A 25,794-nucleotide genomic window follows, 5' to 3' on the forward strand; every position below is an offset into this window, starting at 1 on the left:
ACCGGAGAAAACGACAGCGCCCGCCACCTCCTGCAAAGGTCGCGGGTGTCGCAATTTGATATCTGCGTCTGCAGTGGAGGCTTAGTTGTCCTCGCCCGGCACGGCCTGCGCAGGGGTATGAATAGGCGCGTAGGCATGGGCACCGCTCGCGCCGCGGAGAAACGGATCACGGTAACAATCGCCTCCGCGGCCCGAGGACGTGGCCTGACACTGGGCCAGGGTGTCAAAGTCGCAGGACTGCGCCAACGACTCAACGTCCCTGAGGCAGCATTCATAGGTGTGCGCCGAAGCCGGAGTCGCGATGGCGGCGTAAGCAACTGCGCGTACCAGGATGGATACGATAGTCGATCGAAATGACAGCGTCATGCTCGTCCCTCTCTGTGTTGAATCTGGGCCATCAGCCCGCTTCAACATGAAGTGAGGGGGTGTCGTGATACTATTGCCTTAAGATGTGGTCGCGATCAGATTGAAGTATGAGTGCGGGCCACCGACGCGAACCGCCATGAAGCATCACTGCAATCGCAAACGATTGAAGCAGTTTTGAACAAGCGCTGGCATCTGCTCTCCCATATATCCGTGGCAACGCTGACAACGCTTCGGAGATATGATGATGAAGAATACCTTGCTTGGCTTGACAGCCGCAGTCTCACTTGTTGCCTTGACCTCCGTGGCGCAGGCTCGCTCGGCCTACGACGGACCCTGGGACTTGCTCTTCGTGACGCAGAGAGGCACGTGCGACCCCACCTATAACTTCTCTGTCAACATCACTGATGGAATCGTTACCCATCCAAATCTGGTGAAATTCAGCGGCCATGTGGCGCGCTCGGGTGCCGTTCGCGCCTCGGTGACCGTTCATGATAAGTACGCGTCCGGTTCAGGCCGCCTCTCGAGTAATTCCGGCCGCGGGACATGGAGCGGTTATTCGGGAGGTTCGCGCTGCGCAGGATACTGGACCGCTCAGCGGAACTAGCGTCTTCCCGTAGAGCCATGGAATATCGACGAAATGAACAGAAACGGATCCAAAGCGGCCGCACCTGCCGCACGCGAGACCTCGGCCGGCTTCTCCGACGATGCCGTTTAGGCGCTTTCCGCGTCCTTCACGCGGCTTTTGGCGGACACGTTCGCCCTCTACATCAAGACGAAGAACTTTCATTGGCACGTTTCGGGGCCGCACTTTCGCGATTATCACTTGCTGCTGGACGACCAGGGCGAACAGATTTTCGCGATGACGGACGCGATCGCCGAGCGAGTCAGAAAGGTGGGCGGAGCCACGATCAGATCGATAGGCCATATCGCGGGATGCCAGCGTGTGCGCGACAACGATGAGGCCTGCGTCCGACCTGCCGACATGCTGGAAGAACTGCGCAAGGACAACGAGTTTCTTGTGGCAAACATGCGCGAGGCGCACGCGCTCTGCGACGAGAAGGGAGATCTTGCCGGCGCGAGCCTTCTCGAGAATTGGATCGACGAAGGCGAACAGAGAGTATGGTTTCTATTCGAGACGACCGGGTACGGCGGCTGAGCGCCACCGTGCCGCGAGCGCGGCGCAATTGTCAGTCGGCCTACAGACGCAATGAAGACAATCATTGGGCTTCAGGATCCATCGTCGATTGCAGCCACGGACTATTCCATAACCGCTCATTCCGCGAATCCGCACATCCAAGCTGCGACTTTGAAATCCCCTTTGATTTTTGGGAAATCAAACGGAGTTCAAACAAATCAACGGAAAATCAGCGGGAGGTTCCTGAAGTTTCTCCGATATTGCTCAGCCCCAAACACCCGTTTGATTTCTTTTGAATTGAAATTTCAAAGAGCCGAATTCAAATTGTGCCAATGCTGCAACGCTAACTTGAAAACCCTCTTTTCAAGTACTCAAGTTCAAGATTTCAAAACTCTCAAATGTCGCGGATAGTCCAAGGAATCTGGAAGCGCGCAGTTTCCCAAAATATTCGGTGTCTGCGCCTGGACCGTGTCGCGCTTTTGACCATCGTTGAAGGCATATTGACAAGTGCATTCGAAACGACATTGACAGAGCTTTATTGAAACCTGTAAGAAGGTCTCAATGTACAAGCGTAACCAGGCTGAGCTGGCGATCGCGCATTTGGTCGAACCGGACCGCGGTGCTCCGAGTTCGGGATTGAAGACGCGCATGAAACGCCTCCTCGAAACTGACCGGGGGCTCGGGCGTAATCCACGCGCCAACGATCCCGGGAAGACAAACTTCGCCTTTTTCAGGGATGCCACACCAGGCAGCGGGTTCGAAGTCTGGTTTTCTGGGTACGAGACATTCGCGTTGGCGCTTGGCTTACAGCTGATGCAGCACAATTGGCCACAGCGCTTTGCGGTTTCAATTTTGCGGCAAGTCAGGCCGGCCCTGGAGAAAGAACATGATCGTATCCTGCGAATCGATCGAAAAACCCTTCTCGATCCCAAGGAAATCAAACGCACGCAGCTACTCGGATCTCCGGCGTTCGACACCTCCAGGCCCTCTTTTCTGGTCATCGTGTCCCATCACGGGCTCGGAGCAGCACAGGAAACGGAGCCCTATGCGTGCTCTGTCCAGTCTGATCTCAGCTCCGCAATCCGATGGGTTCGCGATAAGACCAAGGGCAAAGGAGGCGGTTCGAGCATGTTTGAACTGACCGTTCTCGCGCACGACCTGGCGCAAGCCCTCGCGCGAACAACCCCGCAAAGTCGCGGCCGCAAAAGCTGAAGCAAATCCACGGTGTCGTATGAATATGAACGCGAATAAAGAGTTTCCAGAACTGCGAGTTAATGAAACCTTTTCAAAGGTTTCAAATACGATGGCGGCGGCAGAGGACCGAACTGTCTCACATGGCCCCGGCGACGACGGGAAGGTCGTGGAACGATCTGGCGCGCGCCAGATCGAAATGCTTCCGCTGAGCTGTCTCAAGTCTGCGAACCGGAACGCGCGAACGCATTCAAAGAAGCAGATCGAGAGCGTGGCAAATTCAATTGTGCGATTTGGATTCACTTTTCCAATCGCTATCGACAGCCGCAATCGGATTGTCGCCGGTCATGGCCGTTTCGCGGCTGCCAAGCTGCTTGGTTTGAAGGCTGTTCCCGTTCTCCGAATTACGGATCTCAGCGAAATCGAGCTGCGCGCCTATATGTTAGCCGACAATCGAATCGCGGAAAGTGCGGGCTGGGACAAAGAGCTTCTGGCGATCGAACTCAACGAACTACAGATCGCGCTCCCGGAGATCGGCCTTGACTTGAGCATCACCGGCTTTGAGCCGGATGAAGTAGACGCCATTTTCGGCGACTTCACTAAAACCCAAAATTCCAAAGACGAAATCCCCGAAATTGCACCGGATGCGACGGCAAGAGTTGGCGATCTGTATCACCTCGGAAAACACCGCCTCATCGTTGGCGATGCTCGCGAGAAGAATGTCTATGGCCGGCTCATGGGATCTGAAATCGCCGAAATGGCCTTTCTCGATCCGCCCTACAATGTACCCCTTCAAGGCAACGCCGCGGGTCACGGCAAGATCAAGTACCGAGAATTCACGCAAGCGTCGGGCGAATTGACGTCTCCTCAATTCGTTCAATTCCTGAAGGATTCGCTTGGCAGCTGCGGGGGCTTTGTTCGGGATGGAGGCATCGTCTACGTCTGCATGGATTGGCGGCACAGCCCGGAAATGTTGGATGCGGGGGCCGCTGTTTTTGGCGAGCTGAAGAACATCTGCGTTTGGGTCAAGTCCAACGGCGGGCAAGGCAGTTTCTACAGAAGCGCTCACGAATTTGTCTTTGTTTACAAGAAGGGCAAAGCCCCTCATATCAATACGTTTGGATTGGGACAGAACGGCCGAACACGGACGAACGTCTGGAACTATGCAGGGGTCAACTCCTTTCGAGCGGGTCGGATGGACGATCTAAAGATGCACCCGACTGTCAAGCCCGTCGACATGATCGCCGACGCAATGAAGGACTGTTCGCGGCGAGGTTCGATTATACTTGACAGCTTTTGTGGCTCGGGCAGCACAATCATGGCTGCCGAACAGGTCGGACGAAGGGCTTACTGCATTGAGATCGACCCGCGTTATGCCGATGTGGCGATACGCCGGTGGCAGCGCTCGACGAAAAAGGACGCCATTTTAGATGAGAGCGGGCAAACTTTTGACGAACTGGCTCGGTCCCGCAACGGTGAGGTAACAAGGAAGAGCCGGGATTCAAGATGAAAAAACGATCAAAGCCTATCCAAGGCCGGTACGAGGTTGGCTATGGGCGCCCCCCTGTGGCCGGGCGTTTTAAGCCAGGCCAAAGCGGAAACCCGAACGGCAGGCCGTCGCGGCGCTCAAAACCCATGCCTGCCATGTTCGCACTGCTGAGCGAAGCTCTTCGGCAGAAAATTCGGGTTGGCGCGCACGCATTGGGCCAGCGCAGACGCCGTGCAAAAGATCTTCAAGCGGCTATTCGAGGGCGTGGGCATGCACGGCTTTAATCCGCACAGCTTTCGTCACGCGCTTGCGGTTTTGGGGGAGCGGACTTGTCGAAACCCGGAGGAGTTCAAAGCCTGGCAGAACCTGGGGCATGAGGGGGTGCTTACAACGTTTTCCAGCTATGGGCCGGTTTCTGAGCAGCGGCAGGCCGAACTGATCAAGACGCTGGCAGCAGGACGACCGGAGCAGGGCATCAATACCGCTCTTGCCGACAGGCTCCTGCAGGCGGTGCAGAGAGAATTGGCGAGCAGCTAGGGCGGTGCTCGGTGATGGGCGCATTTGAGCGTTGTGCCTCTGCAGCTACCGGTTCGACAACGGCCTACGGCTGCAGCTCGATGTGCTCAACCTCTTCAACGCGAAGACCAACCAAATCGAATATTACTATCTGTCGCGATTACCGGGCGAGCCGATTGACGGTGTTGCCGACCGTCACGTTCATCCCGCCGAACCGCTGGCGGTTCGCCTCACGTTGGCGGGTCGTTTTTGATCGCACTATGTCGCTTGTTGGCATTCGCGTCGTATTGACCGCGTGCAGCTCGCTTCCGGTCTAACCCCACAAGCAGACATAGTCGCGGACCGTCGGCACGTCTCAAAAGTGCCAGAAGCCGACATCCTTGATTTCGCATGATATGAACGTGTTCCCGACGGCGTGCTGTACGCGGAACCGGCCGTCGCCAAGCACTTTGGCAGAAAGGCAACTTGACCATGACTGATCGATACGCCGTCATCGGCAATCCCATCGGCCACTCCAAGTCGCCTCTGATCCATCGTGCATTCGCACAGCAGACCGGCCAAGAGCTCGAATATACGGCGATCGAGGCCCCCGAAGGGGGCTTCGCGGCAGCTGTAGACGCCTTCCGCCACAAGGGCGCACGCGGCTTGAACATCACCGCACCGTTCAAGCTCGATGCCTTTTCCTATGCAACCAAGTTGCTCGACCGCGCGCGTCTTGCGGGTGCCACCAATGCGATGTCCTTCGTTGGCGATGTGGTCGAGGCTGACAACTTTGACGGCGTCGGCCTGTTGCGTGATATCGAATACAACCAAGGCATTCCCCTGCAAGGCAAGCGCGTCTTACTGTTGGGGTCAGGTGGTGCGGCGCGCGGCGCCTTGCTGCCCTTTTTGGAAGCCAGACCGGCAGAGCTTGTGATCATAAATCGGACGTTTGAGAAAGCGCGGTCGCTCGCTGAAGCCTTTGGCTCGTATGGCTCGGTCATCGCGAGCGGTTATGACAGACTAAAGGATGCGGAACGCTATGATGTCGTGATCAACGCCACGTCGGCGAGCTTGCGGGGCGAAGCTCTCCCGGTCTCAGCAAACCTCTTCAGTAATGCCTCGCTCGCCTACGAACTCGCCTATGGCAAGGGGTTGACCCCATTCTTGCGCCTTGCCCGCGAATCGGGCGTCGCCCGAGTTTGCGACGGCGTCGGCATGCTCGTCGAGCAAGCCGCCGAGGCTTTCGCTTGGTGGCGCGGGGTAAGGCCGGCAACAGCCGAGGTTATTGCTAAACTGACTGTCCCGTTGACGTGAATGTCGGCTTTGGGTCAAAAGGCGACCTTCGAGCGCAGCTGATTTAGGTCTGTTCAACCCCCAACAGCGGACACCGGAAGACTGCCGCAGCACGTCCGAAAAGTGCCAGAACCGGACCGCACATGCCCCTCTATGAAGAGAGCGATGCGACGCGAGCCGCCAGACTATACGGCCGGCGCCTCCGATGCCTACTCAAAGCACATTCAGGCGTTGGGGCCGACGCTCCTAAGCATGACCTTGTCCCGGTGATGGCGTGGCGCGGTTTCATGCCCGCTCACGGATCGCGAGATGCAAGGTACGCTACAATCGCGAGAAGGTCCTGCTCGTCGAGATTGGCTACGACTTGGGCCATTAACGGGCTCCATTCTCCCGTTCGGGCGCCGTGCTGGAAGTCATAGAGCTGCCGGAACATGTAGCTCGGTGAGCGGCCGGCGATGCTCGGCAATGGCCCGAGCCCCTTGAGCTCCGGCCCGTGGCACGTGCCGCATACGATCGTCTTTCCCGACTCGCCTTTCACCAGTGCCTCGCCTTTCGCTAGGCTGCCGACCGGCACATAGGCAGTGAAGGTCGAACGCGGATCGCGGCTCTCGAAACGGTGCAGGTCGTCGGGGATTTCGAGAATGCGTTGCCCAAGCGGCTCACGTTCACCGCCCTCCACCGCTGCCCAGAGGAACGCCGCGATGTAACTTTTCGGCGCGGTGTCGCTCTCGACCACCTTGATGCGTTTGCGCGGCTGCAAGGCCGAAAAGTAGGCTGCCGCGGCTTCGATTTCGGCGTCAGTGATCGGCTTAGAAAGCTCGATCATTAGCTTTGGCGGAATTCGCTCGGGGAGGGCTGTACCACGCGCCCCGCTCTTGTAGTCGGCCATCTGCTGGATGATGTAGCTCTTCGGCAGCCCTGCAAGGTCCGCGTTTTCCGGGCCACCAGGCCCGGTGGCGCGGTGACAATATCCGCATGCGAACACACCGGGTTTGCGGCCGTTCGCGACGATGTCCGGCAGCGCGCCGTGGTCGCTGGGGTGCCAAACCGGCGCAATGAAACGATCACGCAACTGGCTCCAGGTATAGCCGGCCGTGCTGTCTGGCACGCGAACTGGCTTTCCGTCATCGACGGGAGGCTTGTAGTCGGGATTGTTCGGCGTATAGGCCCAAGCGGGAGGACCGTCTGCGGCGGTCGCCATCCGCATCGCGAGCAAGCCACAAACGATCACAGACGAGAGCAGCGCGGGAACAATCCTCATTTTCAGTTCCCCGACTGTCCGAGCCGGCAGCTAAGGGGAGCTTGCCTCACCCATGAACTCCGGGCAAGCCATTCAACTGCGACGTTTGATCTCGGCGTTGCTGTGAACCCCCGCCGCGTTCGACGCGACCAGGGTCATTCATCTATTCGGTCAAGCACGACACCAAGTATGTCTGGGTTGGGTCACAAGCCGAAGTTGGCCCGTTTGAACGGCAGGTCCGTTGTAGCGTCAGGAGCCGACATTCATCGGCTCGCCCGGCATGGCCGGAAAGTGCCAAAAGCTGCCAAAGTCACTGACGGAATGCAACAAACAGCGTCCAGCAACTCATAAAGATCAGGATCAGAGACCCGACCGTCCAGAGCGTTGCGCGTGTATCGTGAGTCCTTGCTGTGAAATAGGCGGCAAAATGCAACAGCCGAGAAGTGACGTAGCCATACAGCAGCCATTGGGCGAGCGTTATGGATGGCTCGGTCAAGATGAAGAGAAATCCAGCCGCCAAGAAGAACGGCAGATTTTCAAGATCGTTCAGCTGAATCCTCCGGATGCGATCCACATATTCATTGGGCGCCAGTTGTTCAGCATTCGGATTGGGGTTGAGGATCGTCTTCTTGATGTCCTCCGGCGAGCGAAACCCGCCGTTTACCTGCATCATCCGAGCAACCGTCAACCACGACATCATGACGGCTTTGAGAATCATTATACAGGCAGCGATTGCATAGGTATTGAAAAGGGCATTTTGAAAGCTGAGTTTGTCCATAGGCCGCCTTCGCGTTCCGACGATCCCGACTATTCAATCACACGAAAGGGCGCGTCGGCTAGGGTCCGAATGTCCGCTGTGGGTCAGACTCGGAAGTCCGGCGACGCAATCGCGACTTCCGCTCTTCCCCCAACAGCAGACATTTCTGCGGCCAGTTGTGACGTCCGAAAAGTGCCAATAGGCGACATCGATCACGGATGGCGGTTCAGTCAGCGGGGATCGTAAACTGAAAGAGAGCACCTTGCGGTTCGCACGGGATCGCGCACAGCCGCCCACCATGAGCCTCGATGATCGAGCGGCATATTGATAAGCCCATGCCCATGCCCTCGGGTTTGGTAGTGTAGAATGGCTCGAACAGACGCGGGATGCTCTCCGGGCTCAGGCCCGGGCCGGTGTCCCGCACCCCGACGCGCACGCTACCTTCGGACGGAACGGCATCGATGCTGATCTGCAATTCGCGGTTGCCGTCCGCAACGCCACTCATCGACTGGATGGCATTGAGGATCAAATTCAACATCACTTGTTGCAGTTGCACCCGATCACCCTGGACAGGCGGCATGCCCTCCGCAAATTGCGTCCGCACCGACACGCTATTGTTTGCGGCCTCCGCACGGGTGAGAGCAATAACCTCAAGGATAGCATCGTCAATCGCGACGGCGTCCTTTCGTGCGGGCGCCTTTTTAATGAGCGCACGAACTCGCTCGACGACCTCGCCTGCGCGATTCCCTTCCTTGACAATCAGAGAGAGCGCGTCATCGACCTCATGAAAATTTGGTGGCTCCGCTTTTAGGAAACGCCGAGCGGCCAGCGCGTAGGTGATTGCCGCGGTGATCGGCTGATTCACTTCATGGGTGATCGAGGCCGTCAACTGGCCCATCGACGCGACGCGGTTGGCGTGCGCGAGTTCCAGTTGCGCCTCGCGATATGCTTCTTCGGCCCGCTTGCGTTCTGTCACGTCGATCTCTGTATCGACCACCTCGACCAGTTCCCCATTTGTTGAGAACACTGGTTGGCCGATTGATTCGAGGTGTTTCACCGTTCCATCGGGCAGCACGATTCTGAACGCGGTCGAGTAACGTTTCTTCTCCCCCACCGCGCACGCAACCTCTGCGTTTAATCGATCACGGTCGTCGGGGTGAATCCGTTGCAGCGCATCTTTGCGGCTTGGAACACCCTGCGCCGGATCAAACCCCCAGATGCGGTAAATCTCTTCCGACCCAAAGAAAATTCTCGAGCCCTTGTAGGCCGTCACACCGCAGTGAGTCAGCCTCTGTGCTTCTGCCAAATATCGCTCGCTCCGCTGTAAGCTGGCGGTCCGTTCCGCTACTGTGGCCTCCAACTCTTCGCGGGCCTGACGAAGCTCCTGCTCTGCCCGTCGTCGCACGCCGCTGACCCAGCCGACCGCCAGGGCGCAAAATATGCAAAAGGTCAGATAGACCAGATCGGTATAGCTGATCGGGCTGAAGGAAAAAAACGGAAGCAGGAAGAAGTAATTAAGGCTGAGGACTGAAAGGACAATGGCGAGCACGCCCGGCCCGGTCCCCGCGTACCAAACGGTCGCGGCGACCGCGAGCAGGAACGGCGTCAAAATAGCCTCGAAATGCCGGAGCAGGAAGAAATCCAACCCGATTGCGATTGCTACGGACAGAACTGCAATGCCGCACCGCGAGAATTGTCGGCATGGTTGTCGGCGATGGAGGGTCCCGATGCTCCATGACTTGCCTCATTCATGAGCCAGCGCGCAGCACTTCCGAGATGGCCGTCTGTTGCTCGATGAGTCCGGTCACCCGACCTCGGAGCTCGGTTAACTGATCTTGCAGCTCAGAAGCGGCACATTCTCCGTGGATGCTCTCGTTCATGCGGAACGGTTCCTCGGCTTTGACGGTGAGGGCAACATAACGGAACCAACCGCAGCTTGCGATAGCTCTCACGGCCGTCCAAACCGAAGGTGCGGCCAAACATCCAACTTCCGCTGTGGGTCATTCGCGCCATTTTGACGGTCTGCCCGCGACTTCCGATCTTCCCCCGTAAGCGGGCATCGTCACGGGTCGGTGTCCGGGTGACGCTGACACGGTCGCGTCGAAGTCGGTGCGAGGCGGCGCGAGCACTGGCGTGGACCGTCGAAGGATGGCGGTCCCTCCGTAATCGGGCGCAGGGTCCTTTAGAGGGCGTGAGTTCCTGCGGGGACCGCGCGACCGCACTTATCGAGGATATCAGGTGCAAAAAAATCTGTGGTTGCAGTTGCAGGGGAAGCAACACGTCCGACTTAATTCGCGCTTTCTCTTAACGTCCCGGCTGTGAAATCCGTAACCGTACCGATCCGCGCGAACATGGCCCGCCGTGCTCTCCCGGCAACATCTTTTTTGTTCCTTTTGAGGGAACGCAATTTTGCGCACGCACTCCGACCCGCTCGATGCAAGCTTGTGAAAGACCGGGGCTGGGTCATTCGGTAAACAATCAATTTTGAGGACCCCGGCGGCGCGGCCCGCAGAGCGCGAATGCTCTGCGGGATACTTTCTGAAATCAGCCGGGGCTGTCGTGAGGCAAAACAGGTGAATTGACGATGAGGTCGCTAATCATTCTCGTTGCTATCTGCTTTTCGGGCACTGTATTCGCTCAGAGTGCGCCGCCCAAAGTAGGTAAGCCGCTGGCTCAGGTAAAGCCTGGAGCGCCGATGGGCTGCAAACTCGTTGGAACGGTCCGGGGCACAAAGCTTTGGGCTGGTGATTGCGTAGGGTCAGAGCTTAGGGGCTCGACAACCACGACGGAAAAGCAAGCCTTGCCTGAGGAAGCGACCGGATCAATCACGCCCGATCAGAAAGAGTAAGATCACCCGCGACCTGTCCCCAAGGGCAGCAAAAGTCTCAAGCTCTTAGCCTAAACTTTAGCGATGAGCCGTGCCACCGTTCTCATAGATCGAGATTGCGGTGTGTCCTACTCAATGTCCGCTATGCCCCGATAGCGACCAAATCCTGCGGCGCAGCGAAATGACGCGATGTGCCATGTGTGGACGGCTCCGGTTTGGCAAGAGCTTTCTTCACGGTTTTGCAGCATTGGTCGTTGCAGCCATGTGTTCGGCCTTTTGATGCGGTTCACTTGACCGCTGGCCATAATGCCCTCCGCGGATCAGGTCCCTACCAACAACTCGCATTCAAGAATGCCTTGGCACATGTGGGTTGTCCTGATCGCCGATCGACCGGCTCTGCATTACGTGCTGTTCGCCCTCCCAACCTTCACATCGCGCCAGTTGCCCGGAGCGATCTCGTTTATCGCGCAAGCGCGACGGGTTCGTTGCATCGCTCGCCCGTGGCCATCATGGCCCAGACCATCCGCGCGATCTTGTTGGCGAGCGCGATAGCCGCAACCTTGGTCGGCCGCCTGGCCAGCAACGCCGTAAGCCAGGGCCGATGTTTGGTGCCATGGACCTTGGCGTAGCGGATGACAGAAAGCGCGCCGGCCACGAACAGGCCGCGCAGATAGCGGTCACCTTGCTTGCTTATATTGCCGAGCCTGTTCTTGCCTCCACTGGAGTGCTGTTTCGGCACCATACCGATCCAGGCCGAGAAGTTGCGCCCTGATCGGAAGGACTTTGGATCAGCAACGGCAGCGACCAAAGCGGTGGCCAGTACCGGACCGAGGCCGGGGGCTGCCTCGAGCCTCATGCTCATCTCGTTGGATCGGTGCCAGGCCCTGATCAACCGGTCGAACTCCAGTATCTGCTGCTTGTTGCTTTGCAGTTGATCCCCGAGTGCCGAAAGACACGCACGAGCTATGTCCGGAACTCGCTTGTCGTTCGGATCGGTGACGACATTGAGCAGTTCCTCGACACCGTGACGACCCGGCGCAACGATCCCGAACTCGGCAAGATGGGCCCGGATTGCATTAATCACCGAGGTCTGCTGGCGGACGAACAAATGGCGGGCGCGGTGCAGCACCAGACCGCTCTGCTGCTCGGCGGTCTTGGTCGGCACGAACCGCATGTTGGCCCTGGTGACCGCCTCACAAATGGCCTCTGCGTCAGTCGCGTCATTCTTCTGCCGCTTGGCGTAGGGCTTCACATAGGCCGGCGGCATCAACCGCACGGTATGACCCAGTGCCTGGAGCTCGCGCGACCAATGGTGCGCCGAGCCGCAGGCTTCGATACCGACAAGACATGGCGACAGCTTCTGGAAGAACGTCAAGACATAGCGACGTTTCAGTTGCCGGCGAACAATCACCTGTCCGCCAGCGTCAACGCCGTGAACCTGGAAAACCGACTTGGCGATATCTAAACCGATTGTCGTCATCGTCTGCATGGCTCGCTCCTCTGAATCGTGGGAGCCTTAACAGCGCCCACATCCATGGCACCGATGTGCCGGTGGAGGAGCCGTCCACAGCATCAACAGCAGACAAGGACTCGCGAACTCAGCGAGGGCGCCGTCACCCGTTGATGAGTCGTCCTTCGTGACGGGACAGGCTAGGCACAAATCAATTCTCGTTTGAGACGCTCGAACTCGACGTAGGTCACTTCGTCAGCGTGTTGCAACAAGGGAGAGTAGCCGAACACGTCAGCGGCCAAGATCACCGCTGATCGGGCCTCTGTTCCGCGCTGTCTTCGAGACGACGACCGATTCTATGAACGAGTAGCCTCTTCCTTTAACGCTTGCTATATATCGGTTGCCGAATTGGCCATCCTCGAGCGCTTTGCGGATGGCGGCCACGTGAACCCGGAGGCTGACCTCCTCCACGGTGACGTCCGACCAGACATGATCGATAAGCTCCTTCTTTCCGATGACTTTGCCTGGACGTTCGGCGAGATAGACCAAAATATCGAACGCCCGACTGCCAAGGGAAAGCGTGACACCGGCGCGCCGCAGCACCCTCTCGCTACTCAAAAGCTCAAACGGACCAAATCTCAGCGTTCTATGAAGATCACTGCTAGACATAGTCTGCTTATGCTCCATTTGGCTTGTACCGTTGCAGTCCTCCGGGCCGGAACGCGCTGGGCGAAGCGCACGGGGGTGAAGATGGAATTGACGGAGGGAGTTCCTTGCTGGTCGCGGTGGGCGTTGCGCTGGACACGCCATTGAACGAGCCGCGAGTAATTCCACCAAGTCTGCCAGCCCATCAGCTCCGGCAATCGCCCAATCGAGGATGGTGTCGGGATCCAGCTCCTGACGGCGCATGGCCTCGGCAAACTCACGAACGTCCTTGCGGTTGAGTTCCGCGATGTGCTCGGCCTTCTCGGGCGTAACGTGTTTGCCGACGGCCTGAACGATGAAGCTGCCGCCGCTGCTAGTTGCCAATGCCACCTGCAAAGCCGCGAGATCGACCCCCGCCTGGCGTGCGAGACCGAACACCTCGACCACGTTGCGCAGGTTTGAAACGGTGAGCGCGTTGTTGAGCAGCTTCGTCATCTGCCCAGCGCCCGGACTGCCCATGAGGCGAACGGCATTGCTGTAGCAGGAAAGAACTGGCTCACACGCCGCGAGCGTTGCTGCATCACCCCCAATGAAGCAGGTCAGGGTGCGAGCAATCGCACCGGGGCGTCCGCCACTGACCGGAGCATCGAGGTAATTTAGATCGTAGTCCGCCAGCCGTTGTGCAACTGCCTCGGCTTCCTTTGGATCACCGGTGGCGTGATTGATGACGGTCGCGCCATGCGGCAATTCGCTGGCCAGCCCCTGATCGAACAGCAGGGAAATTAGTTGCTCGTCGCCTGGCAAGCAGAGGCACAGGACCTCGACCTTGCGGGCAACGTCCTGCGCCGTCTCCATAACGTGCGCCTCGGTTCCGGCGAAGGGTTGCACCGTCTCGGGGCGGCGCGCCCATAAATAGAGACTATGCGCCCCGATAAGGGCCTCGGCCATTGGGGCACCCTGATCTCCCAAGCCGATAAATCCGACATCTGCCCTGCTCATTGATTCGCTCCGATCATCTTTTCCGCCATCGCCCAAAGCCGGTCGGCGTTGCTCGGATTGAGCGCATAGCCTGCAACCGTTCCGATGGGTTGCTCGCGGCGTTCATCGACGATCTCGGCTTCGTTGCAATCGTCAAAATAGCGCCCTGTAACGCCTTCAAACTCCGGCGATGCGGCCAGCAAAATAGACGTCGCGGCCCCCTGCTGCGGTGTCTTCCTGTAGGGCTCGGGCGTCTTGAGACCTCCCGTGTGGCGCTGAAGATTAGTGGCAATGGCGCCAGGGTTGAGTGAGTTCGAAGCGATGTTGTCGACGCTCCATTTGCGGGCAATCCCGACGGAAAGCAGGATGCAGGCCGTTTTCGATTGCCCGTAGCCAACGAACGGATGGTAGGGGATAAATCGGAAATCGGGATCGTCCCAGAGTATTGGGCTCCAGAGGCTACCGGTTGAAGATACCGATACCACCCGTGCCCCATTGGCAGCTTTGAGCCACGGATGCAGGCCGAACGTCAAAGCGAAGTGGCCGATAAAGTTGGTGGCGAACTGAAGTTCGCGTCCATCCTTGTTGCGCTCGAGCTCGGGCAGCGCCATGATCCCGGCGTTGTTGATGAGACCGTGTAGCGGTCGGTTCCAATTCGACACGAACCGGCGAACCGAGGCCAGGTCGGCAATATCAAGTTCGCGGACATCGATGGGGGTGTTGCCGGTCGACTCGCGCAGTTCGGCTGCGACCGTCTCGGCCGCGTCAGGACGCCGGGCGGCGATGGTCACCGCAGCCCCGGCCTGCGATAGGGCCCGCACGGTTTCAATACCGATGCCGCTGGCACCGCCCGTCACGATCATCGTCTTGCCGGTCAGGTCGACGCCATCCAGAACCTCGGCGGCTGTCGTGGAAAATCCAAACCTCGTTTTGATGCGGGTCATTCTCACGTCTCCTTTCTCTGTGTTGAGAAAGGGTAGCGGTGCCATTCTGTATGGTGTAGTCGTTGAATATGGTACGTAATGGTGAGCTTTATCGAACAGTCTCTAACCTCGCTCCCGCGGAGCTTGCCGCGTTCCTTGCCGTGGTCGAGTATGGTGGCTTTCGTGCAGCGGCCCGGTCAGTCGGCAGCAGTCCTTCGGCGCTCAGCCATTCGGTTGCGGGTCTGGAGGCTAGGCTCAAGGTTCAACTCTTCATTCGCACGACCCGCAACGTTTCGCTGACCGAGGCGGGCGAGCGCTTTGCGGAAGCCTTGGAGCCTGCACTTGGTCAGATCGGTAGGGCATTCGATGCGCTGGAAGGATATAGCGACCGGCCCGCGGGGACGATCCGCATCGATGCCTCCATAGGAGCTGCTGAGCAGATTCTGGAACCCATGCTCATTGAATTCCTCAGGCAGCATCCGGATATGCGGCTCGATATCCGGGCCGACGACGCTTTGGTCGATATCGCCAGCGGGGGATTTGACTGCGGCCTGCGGCTGATGGAACTCGTGCCAGAAGACATGGTGGCCATTCCGGTCGGCCCCGAGCAGCAACATATCGTCGTTGCCGCGCCCTTATATCTGCAAGACACACCGGATCTTTCCTCCCCGGCCGATCTGCATGCGCATGAATGCATTCAGCTCCGTCTATCCGGTGCCGCGCGATACCGGTGGGAATTTGAGCGCCGGGGAGAAGCCTTCAGCGTTGCCACCGAAGGGCGGCTGGTGTTTGACAGCACGCGCCTTATTTTGGGTGCCGCGCGCGCCGGGTTTGGCGTGGGCTATATCACACGGTCACTGGCCGCTCGTGATCTAGAGACCGGAAGCCTTGTCCAGCTTCTGGCGGACTGGACCCCGCCCTATCCCGGTTTGGCAATCTATTATCCGCGGAACCGGCATTTGAGCGCAGGCATGCGAGCCTTCATTGATTTTGTGCGGACAAGCCCACGAAGAGCAGGCTAGCACAAGGCCGAATATCAACTGGCCGCCTGGCGTCAGTGCTGTCTGCTTTCGGGCATAGGCAACAGCACCGTCTACGGCCGAGACGAGTTCGGAAGCTGTGACTCCGTCGTGGATTCTTGCGAAGCTGGTAGATTATGCCGAATTGCCGCATGCCGACACGAGGTATGCCGACCATAAAGGTCGATCATGCGGCATAGTCCGACTTGCGGCAGAGTCATAACCAGCTGCCGAAATAGCCAGCCCCAAATCCGGCTATGTCCATTATTCAGCTGCCAAGTAAATTCAGAGCATTAGCGGCCCCGTATCGAAGGGGACAGAGACGGATTTGTGTCCCCAAGGATTTGCGAAGAACCACTGCGCTTTCATGCCCCCCTTGAGGATCTCCTTGATCGATGCGTTGGCCACGAACCCGAGGTATCCCTCATCGGATTCGACCATCACGCGCTTCTTGACGCCGTCATTGTCGACGTCGCCAATGGGTCAATCGCTTCACTTTGGCCGTCAGCCGACTACATCCGGTCTTCCCCTGTAAACGGACGTCATCAGGGCCAGGGAGCATGTCTCAAAAGTGCCACATACGGACATCGATTACTGATAGCGGCTCAGTCAGCGGGGATCGTAAATTGAAAGAGAGCGCCCCGCGGCTCGCATCCGGTCGCCCACAGCCGCCCACCATGGGCTTCGATGATCGAGCGGCAGATCGAGAGGCCCATGCCCATGCCGTCGGGCTTCGTCGTGTAGAAGGGTTCAAAGAGACGCGGCAGGCTCTCCGGGCGCAGTCCATGGCCGGTATCCCGCACCGAAACGCACATGCCCTCCGGCTCGATGCTCACGGTGCTGATGTGTAATTCGCGGTTGCCGTCCTCAACGCCACTCATCGACTGGATGGCGTTGAGGATTAAGTTCAACATCACTTGTTGCAGTTGTACCCGATCACATTGGATGCGTGGCAACTCGTCCGCCAGTTGCGTACCCATCGTGACACCGGTTTTGATCGCTTCGCTGCGGGTTAGGGCGGTCACTTCCAGGATCGCCGCATTGAGGTCGACGACCTCTTTCCGGGGTGGCGCCTTTTTGATCAGAGACCCGGTGCGGTCGACGACGTCGCAGGCTCGAGCGGTCTGGTCCACGATGCAGGTGAGCGCCCCCCTCACCTCCGCCACATCGGGTGGGCTTTTGTCTAAAAACCGCAGTGCAGCAGCGGCGTATGTGCGCGCTGCCGTAATGGGCTGCTTGGTTTCATGAGCAATCGAGGCGGTGAGCTGGCCCATGGTAGCGACGCGGTTGGCATGCGCCAGCTCGCTCTGCATCTCGCGATATTGCCGCTCGCGACGGGTGCTCTCCAAGGCAATGGTGGCTTGCGCAGCGAAATCCCTGAATAAGGAAGTCTGCCTGTCGGTGAACGGCTGCACCTGTTTGCGGCTCAGACTAATTATCCCGACTATTTCATTGTCATTGAGCAACGGCACAACCAGCACCGTTCGAAGACCTGTGTTCGCCGCCGCCGTGATCCAAAAATCATCCCGAGGATCGCCTTTAAGTGCTGGCATGTCGGGGATGTGGGTGGGTAACCTGCTTGTGGCTAATCGACCCAGACAGCCCCCCTTTTCTGCGAGCACTGGGACTGATGACAACGCCCGACCAATAAAAAGAGGGTCCCCTCGCATCGCCACGCGACGGAGGCCGCTTTCTTCGGAGAGACGCAGGCTGCCTGCGTCTGCTCGACAGAGACGTGTGGCGCTATCAAGGATGGCGTCGAAGATGGGCTGCAAGTCGTGCGGCGAGTTCGCAATGGCGTGCAACACTTCCGAGATGGCCGTCTGTTGCTCGATGAGTTCGGTCACCCGATCTTGCGGCTCAGACGTGGTCCTCTCTTCGTGGATACTCCCGTTCATGCGGAGCAGTTCCTCGGGCTTAGAACTGCTTTTCACCGCGGCGACGTCGCCGGCGAGCGTTTCGAGGCCGTACTGGGCGGTGGACATCGCGCGCTCCCTTAGGATGACGCCTCGGCGCTGTTGGCCCCAGGGCTTGAGTATATGCCCACGGAATGAGCACATGTTCAGCCCAGAAATTCCACTTGTCAAGGCTCGATCTCCCAGGGCGAGTTTTTTTGCTGGCAAGCCAAGCCTCCTTGCGTGCTTTGCGCTGTCTGGGTTCATTTGCACGGCCTGCATCGCAGCCGCTTGCTCCAATAGAAAACATGGCCACCGGCTGATGCTGGTTGGTTTCGCCAAGTTGCAGAAGACGATAGCGCAGTCGATTGGTTCGCCGCAGCACCGAAGCCAACCGCCCCTTACGAATTTTGAGCACGCCGCTGCACTAGCGCAGCTCGGTTCGTTGGATGAGGCGAGGGTCGCCGCGAAGGCAGGAATTTCGCTTTGCGTCACCATCCGCCGCTTTCGCCAGACATCGAACGACAATCCGGTGCTCCTCGCCAAGCGCAAGCGCATCATTCGCGGCATGCTCATGGCGGGTGTCCCGGAAGGATAGATGTCCGCTCCGGGTCACTTCCGTACCTCGATGCGCCCAACCGCAAGGTCCGCTTTCGCCCCTATCAACGGTCATCGTCAGCGTGGCGCGGCTCGTCCGAAAGGTGCCAATACCCGGCCTGCCAAATGCGACTGCTCGCTGTGCAAAGCGGACTATCGCACATCCGCCTGCCATCGCCGTCATCGCTGGACACGCTATTGAACGAGCCGCGCTTCTTTTAAGAAACTGTCGGCTATTGGGCGTTCCGCTGAGATCATGAAAATGCCGCCGGCAGCGGGACGAGCATTTAAATCGCTGAACTTGTCCAATCTGATCACGATTTTGAAAAAATAGTTAAATTCTGCGAATTGTGCCTACCTCAAACTCGAATTGAGCCTACATGCGAACTGTCACCGACCTCAACGCCAGCGGTTCCATGGTGGACCGGACCATCGTCACTTCCAGCCCAACAGGCTGGTGCTGGACACGGTCTCGTTGGCGAGGCTGCCGTCTGGATTGAACGCGTTCACGTCGACGGTGGTCGAACCACCGACATTTTGCGCGACGGTCTGCCGGGTCGCATAACCAGTAGGTAGGGAATAGGCGCGACATCGGCCGTGTCGACCACATCCGGCATGCTCGAGAGCTCGCGCATGTCGGCCCCGCGACCACCGTGTACAGCGGGAAACAATACACCGCGAACGGCGTGGAGCACGCACGCTAGAAAGGATGGACCGTGACCGAGGCTTATGGACAACGGCTTGGCGAGCGATTCCGAGTCGAAAACGCACCGGCGATGGTCACCCGAGCATTTTGCAAAGGTGAGATAGCCGTCACCGAGCTTCGATGTGATCGCCCGTCGTCGGAAATGAGCGATTCGATTCGGCTGGAGGATGCGTTTCTCCTCACTTTGCACTTTCGCGATATTCCCAATCGCGAATATTGGGAGGGTGGCCGACGAACGCCGCTGTACGACTTGCGTGCTGGCGAGACTTGCCTCCAGGACCTGAAGCGAGACCCCACCGTCCGCCTCGACAAGCCCTATCACTCTCTGGTTTTTTATCTGCCGCGTGCGGCGCTGGACGCGATCGCTGACGAGGCTAACGCGCCCAGAGTTCGCGATCTGAGCTATAAGCCCGGAGTAGGCGTCAACGACGTTGCGATTTCCCGACTCGGGAGTTTGCTGCTGCCCGCCCTCAACCATCCCGACCAAGCTCGCCGATTGTTTGTCGACCACGTCCTGTCGGCGGTCGGGGTGCATATCGCTCAGACCTATGGAGGCATGCAGCCAATGTCGCGCCTTCCCAAGGGTGGGCTCGCGCCATGGCAGGAGCGACGCGCGAAGGAGATGATCACCGCCGACCTCGGTGATATACGGCTAAAGGAGCTGGCGCGGGAATGCCGGTTGTCAATGTCCCATTTTTCGCGCGCGTTTCACCGTTCCGTAGGAATGCCGCCGCACCGATGGCTAATGAAGCGCCGTATCGAGGTAGCAAAGGAAAAGCTGCACGATGGTCGGATGTCGCTGACTGATGTGGCCGCGGCCTGCGGCTTCAGCGACCAGAGTCACCTCTCGCGAGTTTTCAGACAGACGGTTGGCGTAAGTCCGGGTGTATGGCGTCGGGCGCGACAGCACTGAGGGCGCAGAATCCACAAATCGTGATACGTTGCTCCAAGAGGGAGACGCCAGCGGCGTCTAACAAGGCGGGATGGATCATCCTCATCAGCTGGCTATAGCCATTCTCGACCGTTTTTTCGAGGCCCACAAACTCATCGGAATCGGAGCGATTTTTACCGACGGGACCACCGGCACAATTGAAGCAGTTCGACTCGACGATGACCATGGACTTAGAATATCAGTTCGCGGTCATCCCGGGCTTTACCCTGTGTCGAAGCTAAAAAACTTGAATATCGATGCTTGATCGGGTGATGCATTGTTCAGCAACAGCTAGCTTTCCGCCAACTGGACCATGGTCTCGGCTTCGCGATCAGCAGGCGAATCTGTGTGAACCCACAGACCCATCAGAGGCTAGACCTCAGTGTAGGCCAATGCTCCGCCTTTGCCGTGTGAGGGCGGCGTCCTATGGCGCGTAGGCTGATGTCCGCATCGGGTCTACCCTGTGTGAAGCTAAAAAAAATTTGAGCGTTCCCCGACTTGGCGTGGAGCCGCAGCGCTGCGGCCGGCTTGCGCGTGTTCTCGTCATTCGCCGCCTCGTTGAAGATGCCTGCGAGAGCCACGTACATAGCTGACGTCATCGCATTTCGCTTTGTCGGCCGGTTAAACTGGACCCCGCAAAACGCTTCCTGCATGTTCGGTAACAATAAGCCATCGTCGAAGTCCTGTTGCCTTTGGTGAATCTCGCTGCAAGTCGAGGTGTCGGGGCCACCCCTACCGCCCCCGACAGTTCGTCGCGTTAAGCGGCATGTTCCTTTGCTTTCGGAATGGCACCACTCGCACGCAAACCATCGATTTCGGTCGCGCTGAATCCCAGCTGCCGGAGAACTTCCTCGTTGTGTTCGCCAATCTTTGGGCCGCGCTTCGCGGGTACCTTGGCGACGCCATGCACCTGAAGCGGGCTAGAGATGGTGGACGTCAGCTTGCCGCCGGCACCATTGAGCGGAACGATGATGTCGTTCGCCTGGAGCTGCGGATCCTTGATCACCTCTTGCGGCCCGCGCACCGCTCCGAACGTCACGTGAACGCCATTGAACACCTCGTACCAATGCGCCATCGGCTCGGCACAGAAGATCTCGTCGAGGATTGCCGTGAGCTGCGGCATATTCGCCATCAGCTTCGCCGGATTGGAGAACCGCGGATCGGTGAGAAGATCAGGGCGGCCGATGGCCTTGGCGACGGGTGCCAGCTTGTCGGGCGTGATGATGAGAACGAACCAGGTGTCATCCTTGGTGCGCCAGACGTTCATGGCCGCATTCGCAGGATTCTTGCGATCGTGCAGCCCGAAGAATTTAGCATCGCACAACGCGGCCTGGATCGAAACGCTGGCGGACCATACGCCTTCTGCAAGCAACGAGGTCGTGACATGCGCCCCCTCGCCGGTGCGCTCGCGACGGTACAAGGCAGTGACGATCGCCGAATAGAGCCCGACGGCGGTTGCATTGTCGCCGCTGCCGGCCACCGGCCAGGTTGGCGACGAGCCGGCATCGCGCGTCATCGACAGCAATCCGCTGCGGGCCCAGTAAGACGTTATGTCAAAGCCGGGGAGATTCGCATCCGGCCCCTTGTCGCCGAAGCCGGTGATGTCGGCGTAGACCAGCCGTGGATTCCACTGCACCACGTCTTGATATTCAAGTTTCAGTCGCGCACGCGCCGGGTGCGGCGTGTTGACGATGAGCACGTCGGCCCATTTGACGAGCTTTTCGAGAACTTGCTGCGCGCTCGGGGCTTTCAGATTAAGCTCCATACCCCGCTTGTTGCGATTCGCGAGGTGCCAGGGGTAAGCGTCCTCGGAGAGCGGCTGCGGCGGCACGTGGTTCGCAATTCGCAATAGCTCGCCGTTCGGCGGCTCCACCTTGATGACGTCGGCGCCGAAGTCCGACAGAATCACGGCAGCACTCGGGCCTGCGATAAAGCTCGCGAGATCCACCACCTTGAGTCCGGAAAAGATGTTGTCGTCCGGCATTGTCACCACCTCAATATGCGCACCCGTACCAGCGTCCTCGGCTTTTTGATCGCCTCATCGAGGAGCCTCATCGCGGGGGCGATCAACTCGGATCGCGATTGTGCCGCGAAGACCTACCACCAGATTGAATGAAAATGTCGTAACTGGAATGTTCGTGCTACCGCGTCCGGTTTGGGTCAATCGCGTCGGCTTGACCTTGCGCCGACCACTTCCGGTGTACCCCCAACTTCGGACATATCGTTGCACCGCAATAAGTGACGCGATGTGCCAATAAGAGACATACGCCTTGAAGTTTCCCCTCAATTTGGTCTCTACTTACAGGAGCCCTTGGGGGACTACATGTCGGCGCAGCAATATTCCCGTCGTAAGGCTGTTTCATCGCTGGCTGCTACGGTCGCCTGTGCGTTGGCCGGCCCCATCCCCGCAACCGCAGAACCAGTTTCCCCCGGCGAGACGCAAGACTGCGCCGGTCCGATTTTCTCCGGAACAGGTCCAAACGCCGAGCTTTACGGCGCAAAAGATGGCTATCCTCTTCCCGACATTACAGAGGCGCGGAGGCAAGGCAACCCTTAGGAGCCAAAATACCGCGTCGGCGCATTCACCCATATCGATCACATCTATCGAACGCGGCTCATCGAGCGAGCTGTGACGCCTTGGACGTTCAAGTGCTCAAGGGCAGAAGTTTACTACAATTTTCAGGGAAGCAAGTTTTCGCCCCTCGACTACATGTCGCGCAATCCAGTCACTGGCCTGCTGATCGCCAAGGACGACCAGATTATCTTCGAGCGCTATCAGTACGCGCGAACTGATCAAGATCGGTTCGTATCCCAGTCGATGGTCAAGTCGATAACCGAACTGTTGATCGGGATCGCCATCTCCGAAGGTGCGATTAAGTCGGTCGATGATATCCCCGAAACTTATGTGCCGGGCTTTATGGGCAGCGAGTACGGCAGGACGCCAATCCGCGATCTGCTGCACATGTCCTCAGGCGTCGATTTCGGTGAAACGAGAGACGGAGGACGCGACCTCAATCGCCTGTGGAACGGCATGGGGATCGCGTTCCCGGAATGGAGGTTGGGCACGGTTAAGAGCATCGTGCAATTCAATCAGCGTATCGCCCCATCGGGAACGAGATTTTACTACGCCAGCATAGAAGCCGACGTGCTCGGCATGGTGCTTCACAGTGCTGTCAACAAGTCAGCCTCCGGCTACCTGCGCGAGAAAGTATGGGATCCGATCGGCGCGGAAGCCGATGCTAATTGGTTGATAGACGCAGAAGGATTTGAACTGGGGCACTTCGGCTTCAATGCCGTTCTGCGCGATTACGCCCGACTTGGGCGTTTGCTGGCGCATGATGGCGCATGGGATGGCAAGCAGATCGTCCCGACGCAATGGATGATCGATGCAACAACCGTTCGAGCTTCGGATGGCTACCGGGCGCGGCGACGAAAAGATTTGGCTACGGTTATCTCTTGTGGCTGTTTCCCGGCGAGAGGCGGCAGTTCGCGTTGTTAGGATACAAGGGCCAGTATATTTGCGTTGATCCGGCCTCAAAGGTCGTCATGGTGCACACTGCAATTGAGGACCCGGTACATCGAGACGAGCCATGGGCCCTATGGTCGGCAATGGTCGATCAGCTAGGCTGAAAATAGCTCGGAATCGGCATTTTCTGATGAAGATTTTCTATCCGTCGTCGAAGTCCTTCTCACATCGCAGGAGAGCTTCGTTCAATCCGTGAAAGCAGCACTCGCCGCTCGTGAGTCGACAAATTCAGACCTTCTTCCGAACGACCTCCGCCACTGGGACAACTTAGTCGCCCCCCCAATTGATTCTCAGACTCTTGAAACCTTCCTGACCACTGAATGTAAGGCTGAAAGAGCCCGTTTGCGGGCTGGGGATCCCATTCGTGCTTTTCGTTCCATATCCTTGTCTTTCTGCGCGCCGGCACTGGTTCCAATTGACAGATTCAAAGCACTCCCAAAAACCGGGCTCTTGAAGATCCTACAGAGTGCGGCCTCTTTGCCAGATCATTTTGCCCAAGTAGGCGCATTCGAAATTTGCGCATCGGCGTTCGAAAAAGATGAGCACCTTGAAGTCGCGGGTTTGAAATTGTTGGATCGCCTTCTTGACATGGAGACGTTGCGACATCGCTGCCTCTCGTATGCTAGCGCTTTTGTATTGACATCAGCTCGTTTGGCACAACACTCAACTCTATCATTGAGGCCCACATTCTGGAGACGCGTGACCACGTCCGCTCATTCGTCGCTAATCCTCCGAGCATGCGGGTTTAGTAATACCGATACTCTCTTTAAGTGGACGATGGAGCATTCTGGTAAGGCTTTCCTTTTCTCAGTCTTGCTCGAAATGGATCGGGAGCCACGATGGAAAGCCGATTGGCTAACTGGAAAACATCTCGTGGCCGACGCCTTTGGTCGCGTTGAAAACGCAATTAATAAGATCCCTGATGGGTCGAAACCTGAAGCCTGGCTTGAACGGCTTGCAAAAGCCCGCGAGTGGATCACTAAAAACGGTGTTGAGTTATTTACAGTCCTTCCCGCGATTGGCGAGAGCGCTCCACGAAAGATGCCATCCGACGACGAGCTTTACATATTTCGTCCCGCTTACGACAGGCTTGTCGCGGAGCCTACAACGACTAACCTTTTACGTTGCGGCGCCGGTTTTTATACCGCTGGTGTGACCGAGAAGAGTCTTGGTGCCTGCCATTCGATTGTAAATCGACTACAGAAGGACGCAATTCGTTGGGACGACGATGATACGCAGTATGTACTCCAAGTTCTTTCATTCGTAGCGATTCAAACAAGGGATGTCGGACTGGCTAATTCTGTCGCTGAGTTTTGCGTGGAAAAAGTGCGCGAATTACCAGTCGATGGGTCTACCCTTGATATCGTTTGCAGACTTGTAGAATGCGCCAGCGCAAATTGTGACCGTGATCAGGCTATGGTGGCGCTTGCGGGTCGTCTTGAAAACGTAGCGTTTCTCGCGCCTCCTCAAGCGCTCAATGATCTGCATGACTCGCTTCGTCACCTTCAACTCCTCGACAGTCGGCTATCTTCGAGCTTAGGTCGGGCTGTTGCAGCGGCTCGCCTTGGTCGTAGGGCTGCATAATCGGCGTACTTTGTTACACGACAGCATTTATTGCGCGCTCGCCGAATTTTGCGGATCTCCACTCGGTTTCGCAACCGTTCTCGCTGTATTGCTCACGCGTGCGGCTTTCGGCGCGTCTGGCTATCCTACATTAGAGTGCCATGGTCGCGTAGCCGTCCAATGAGAGATTACCGAATCCGCGCGGTCGGTACGGGAGAATTGACCAAAATGGAGTGCCACGGTCGGGCGGCAGTGCTGATCAAACCGGTCTCCGCCCATAGTCTCCCCAAAACGGGAATATTCCCGGACAAGGCCGGAGACTTTCGCCGATTTCCACCTCGATATCTGCAAACCGGGAGTCCGGAGACAAAATTGAATGCGCGAAAAGCCCGGACTTCCGGCCCATTCGCGCGTCTCTCGTGGAGCCTGCCCGACCGCAGGAGTGCCTGGCTGGGGCGGGAGGGATCGAACCTCCGAATGGCGGAATCAAAATCCGCTGCCTTACCGCTTGGCTACGCCCCAACAGGCCGGGCCGGAACACGGGATCGACCAGCGCGACGCTTCCGGCACCGCCGGTCTATAGAGGGAGTCACGTCATTTCAACAGCCGCAGGGCCGAATTTCATCCCAAAATCGGGCCCGTGGGCATGTCCCTGTATATAATGGGTCATTGCTGTGGATGCCGCCGGGCCGGTTTGCGCGCCCCCGGGCGGACTAATACCGCCCAGCGGAGAGTTGAGAGAACTCCGGTTTCGTGGGAAGACGA

At 58.1% G+C, this 25,794-nt stretch carries 20 protein-coding genes, 1 tRNA gene and 2 pseudogenes; 12 read left to right on the forward strand and 11 right to left on the reverse strand.

Going from position 1 to position 25,794, the window contains the following annotated elements:
• Positions 1 to 81: 81 nt before the first annotated feature.
• On the reverse strand, positions 82 to 414 hold the full coding sequence (locus V1283_RS24810; protein WP_334389129.1) for a DUF3551 domain-containing protein: 333 nt from the start codon (positions 412 to 414) through the stop codon (positions 82 to 84).
• Between the two features lie 670 nt (positions 415 to 1,084).
• Here V1283_RS24810 and V1283_RS24815 point away from each other — a divergent pair.
• From V1283_RS24815 to aroE, 7 genes and pseudogenes are all read left to right on the forward strand, one after another.
• Positions 1,085 to 1,522 (forward strand): annotated as a pseudogene (locus tag V1283_RS24815) (Dps family protein); the annotation flags it as partial.
• Positions 1,523 to 2,062: 540 nt separating this feature from the next.
• Positions 2,063 to 2,713 carry a hypothetical protein gene (locus V1283_RS24820; protein WP_334389130.1) on the forward strand — a complete coding sequence of 217 codons (651 nt, stop codon included), beginning with the start codon at positions 2,063 to 2,065 and terminating at the stop codon, positions 2,711 to 2,713.
• Between the two features lie 25 nt (positions 2,714 to 2,738).
• Positions 2,739 to 4,202, forward strand: a complete 1,464-nt coding sequence (locus V1283_RS24825) for a site-specific DNA-methyltransferase (RefSeq protein ID WP_334389131.1) — start codon at positions 2,739 to 2,741, stop codon at positions 4,200 to 4,202.
• The gene (locus V1283_RS44785) at positions 4,199 to 4,465 is read left to right on the forward strand and encodes a DUF5681 domain-containing protein (RefSeq protein WP_442895780.1); all 267 of its coding nucleotides are present in this window, start codon (positions 4,199 to 4,201) and stop codon (positions 4,463 to 4,465) included. The genes V1283_RS24825 and V1283_RS44785 overlap by 4 nt, the downstream gene beginning before the upstream one ends.
• Positions 4,413 to 4,718 (forward strand): hypothetical protein, encoded by a 306-nt coding sequence (locus tag V1283_RS24830; RefSeq protein WP_334389133.1) that lies wholly within the window; start codon positions 4,413 to 4,415, stop codon positions 4,716 to 4,718. Before V1283_RS44785 ends, V1283_RS24830 begins: the two co-directional genes overlap by 53 nt.
• A 46-nt stretch (positions 4,719 to 4,764) precedes the next feature.
• Positions 4,765 to 4,950: pseudogene (locus tag V1283_RS24835) on the forward strand (hypothetical protein); the annotation flags it as partial.
• Between the two features lie 218 nt (positions 4,951 to 5,168).
• Positions 5,169 to 5,993 carry a shikimate dehydrogenase gene (gene aroE / locus V1283_RS24840; protein WP_334393162.1) on the forward strand — a complete coding sequence of 275 codons (825 nt, stop codon included), beginning with the start codon at positions 5,169 to 5,171 and terminating at the stop codon, positions 5,991 to 5,993.
• Between the two features lie 274 nt (positions 5,994 to 6,267).
• Here the strand turns inward: aroE and V1283_RS24845 are convergent, their stop codons facing one another.
• The 6 genes from V1283_RS24845 to V1283_RS24870 form a co-directional block, all read right to left on the reverse strand.
• Entirely contained in the window at positions 6,268 to 7,233 is a 966-nt protein-coding gene (locus V1283_RS24845) for a c-type cytochrome (protein WP_334389135.1), read from the reverse strand.
• A 289-nt stretch (positions 7,234 to 7,522) separates the two neighbouring features.
• Positions 7,523 to 7,990: an MAPEG family protein gene (locus V1283_RS24850; protein WP_334389136.1), complete on the reverse strand. Its 468-nt coding sequence runs from the start codon at positions 7,988 to 7,990 to the stop codon at positions 7,523 to 7,525.
• A gap of 205 nt (positions 7,991 to 8,195) precedes the next feature.
• The gene (locus V1283_RS24855) at positions 8,196 to 9,698 is read right to left on the reverse strand and encodes an ATP-binding protein (RefSeq protein WP_334393163.1); all 1,503 of its coding nucleotides are present in this window, start codon (positions 9,696 to 9,698) and stop codon (positions 8,196 to 8,198) included.
• Positions 9,699 to 11,256: 1,558 nt separating this feature from the next.
• Entirely contained in the window at positions 11,257 to 12,285 is a 1,029-nt protein-coding gene (locus tag V1283_RS24860; RefSeq protein WP_334389138.1) for an IS110 family transposase, read from the reverse strand.
• A 252-nt stretch (positions 12,286 to 12,537) separates the two neighbouring features.
• Positions 12,538 to 13,890: an NAD(P)-binding domain-containing protein gene (locus tag V1283_RS24865; protein WP_334389139.1), complete on the reverse strand. Its 1,353-nt coding sequence runs from the start codon at positions 13,888 to 13,890 to the stop codon at positions 12,538 to 12,540.
• Positions 13,887 to 14,732, reverse strand: coding sequence for an SDR family NAD(P)-dependent oxidoreductase (locus V1283_RS24870; protein WP_334393164.1), 846 nt, complete (start codon positions 14,730 to 14,732; stop codon positions 13,887 to 13,889). Before V1283_RS24870 ends, V1283_RS24865 begins: the two co-directional genes overlap by 4 nt.
• A 149-nt stretch (positions 14,733 to 14,881) precedes the next feature.
• Between V1283_RS24870 and V1283_RS24875 the strand changes: the two genes are divergently transcribed.
• Positions 14,882 to 15,814, forward strand: coding sequence for a LysR family transcriptional regulator (locus V1283_RS24875; protein ID WP_334393165.1), 933 nt, complete (start codon positions 14,882 to 14,884; stop codon positions 15,812 to 15,814).
• A 282-nt stretch (positions 15,815 to 16,096) separates the two neighbouring features.
• On the opposite strand, the gene V1283_RS24880 is transcribed toward V1283_RS24875, so the two are convergent.
• Both V1283_RS24880 and V1283_RS24885 read right to left on the reverse strand, forming a co-directional pair.
• Positions 16,097 to 16,252: a hypothetical protein gene (locus V1283_RS24880; RefSeq protein ID WP_334389141.1), complete on the reverse strand. Its 156-nt coding sequence runs from the start codon at positions 16,250 to 16,252 to the stop codon at positions 16,097 to 16,099.
• A 164-nt stretch (positions 16,253 to 16,416) separates the two neighbouring features.
• Positions 16,417 to 17,796: a sensor histidine kinase gene (locus V1283_RS24885; protein ID WP_334389142.1), complete on the reverse strand. Its 1,380-nt coding sequence runs from the start codon at positions 17,794 to 17,796 to the stop codon at positions 16,417 to 16,419.
• Between the two features lie 73 nt (positions 17,797 to 17,869).
• Here V1283_RS24885 and V1283_RS24890 point away from each other — a divergent pair, with 73 nt between their 5' ends.
• Together V1283_RS24890 and V1283_RS24895 are read left to right on the forward strand one after the other, a co-directional pair.
• Positions 17,870 to 18,304: a hypothetical protein gene (locus V1283_RS24890; RefSeq protein WP_334389144.1), complete on the forward strand. Its 435-nt coding sequence runs from the start codon at positions 17,870 to 17,872 to the stop codon at positions 18,302 to 18,304.
• Positions 18,305 to 19,019: 715 nt separating this feature from the next.
• Complete coding sequence (locus V1283_RS24895) at positions 19,020 to 19,922, forward strand: AraC family transcriptional regulator (protein WP_334389145.1); 903 nt, start codon at positions 19,020 to 19,022, stop codon at positions 19,920 to 19,922.
• A gap of 775 nt (positions 19,923 to 20,697) precedes the next feature.
• Here V1283_RS24895 and V1283_RS24900 read toward each other — a convergent pair.
• Positions 20,698 to 21,924 (reverse strand): CaiB/BaiF CoA transferase family protein, encoded by a 1,227-nt coding sequence (locus V1283_RS24900; RefSeq protein ID WP_334389146.1) that lies wholly within the window; start codon positions 21,922 to 21,924, stop codon positions 20,698 to 20,700.
• A gap of 645 nt (positions 21,925 to 22,569) precedes the next feature.
• Here V1283_RS24900 and V1283_RS24905 point away from each other — a divergent pair.
• Positions 22,570 to 23,439 carry a serine hydrolase domain-containing protein gene (locus V1283_RS24905; protein ID WP_334389147.1) on the forward strand — a complete coding sequence of 290 codons (870 nt, stop codon included), beginning with the start codon at positions 22,570 to 22,572 and terminating at the stop codon, positions 23,437 to 23,439.
• Positions 23,440 to 24,339: 900 nt separating this feature from the next.
• On the forward strand, positions 24,340 to 25,050 hold the full coding sequence (locus V1283_RS24910) for a hypothetical protein (protein ID WP_334389148.1): 711 nt from the start codon (positions 24,340 to 24,342) through the stop codon (positions 25,048 to 25,050).
• A 426-nt stretch (positions 25,051 to 25,476) separates the two neighbouring features.
• Here V1283_RS24910 and V1283_RS24915 read toward each other — a convergent pair.
• Positions 25,477 to 25,551, reverse strand: a tRNA-Gln gene (locus tag V1283_RS24915).
• Positions 25,552 to 25,794: the final 243 nt, after the last annotated feature.

It is taken from the genome of Bradyrhizobium sp. AZCC 2262 (genome assembly GCF_036924535.1).
Taxonomy (GTDB): domain Bacteria; phylum Pseudomonadota; class Alphaproteobacteria; order Rhizobiales; family Xanthobacteraceae; genus Bradyrhizobium.

Coding starts and splice junctions, on each gene's coding strand:
- V1283_RS24885 (WP_334389142.1), bottom strand. CDS start 17,796: ATGTCCACCGCCCAGTACGGCCTCGAAACGCTCGCCGGCGACGTCGCC.
- V1283_RS24825 (WP_334389131.1), top strand. CDS start 2,739: ATGAACGCGAATAAAGAGTTTCCAGAACTGCGAGTTAATGAAACCTTT.
- V1283_RS24890 (WP_334389144.1), top strand. CDS start 17,870: ATGTTCAGCCCAGAAATTCCACTTGTCAAGGCTCGATCTCCCAGGGCG.
- V1283_RS24845 (WP_334389135.1), bottom strand. CDS start 7,233: ATGAGGATTGTTCCCGCGCTGCTCTCGTCTGTGATCGTTTGTGGCTTG.
- V1283_RS24880 (WP_334389141.1), bottom strand. CDS start 16,252: ATGGTCGAATCCGATGAGGGATACCTCGGGTTCGTGGCCAACGCATCG.
- V1283_RS24900 (WP_334389146.1), bottom strand. CDS start 21,924: ATGCCGGACGACAACATCTTTTCCGGACTCAAGGTGGTGGATCTCGCG.
- V1283_RS24810 (WP_334389129.1), bottom strand. CDS start 414: ATGTTGAAGCGGGCTGATGGCCCAGATTCAACACAGAGAGGGACGAGC.
- V1283_RS24820 (WP_334389130.1), top strand. CDS start 2,063: ATGTACAAGCGTAACCAGGCTGAGCTGGCGATCGCGCATTTGGTCGAA.
- V1283_RS24850 (WP_334389136.1), bottom strand. CDS start 7,990: ATGGACAAACTCAGCTTTCAAAATGCCCTTTTCAATACCTATGCAATC.
- V1283_RS24875 (WP_334393165.1), top strand. CDS start 14,882: ATGGTACGTAATGGTGAGCTTTATCGAACAGTCTCTAACCTCGCTCCC.
- V1283_RS44785 (WP_442895780.1), top strand. CDS start 4,199: ATGAAAAAACGATCAAAGCCTATCCAAGGCCGGTACGAGGTTGGCTAT.
- aroE (WP_334393162.1), top strand. CDS start 5,169: ATGACTGATCGATACGCCGTCATCGGCAATCCCATCGGCCACTCCAAG.
- V1283_RS24870 (WP_334393164.1), bottom strand. CDS start 14,732: ATGATCGTGACGGGCGGTGCCAGCGGCATCGGTATTGAAACCGTGCGG.
- V1283_RS24865 (WP_334389139.1), bottom strand. CDS start 13,890: ATGAGCAGGGCAGATGTCGGATTTATCGGCTTGGGAGATCAGGGTGCC.
- V1283_RS24860 (WP_334389138.1), bottom strand. CDS start 12,285: ATGCAGACGATGACGACAATCGGTTTAGATATCGCCAAGTCGGTTTTC.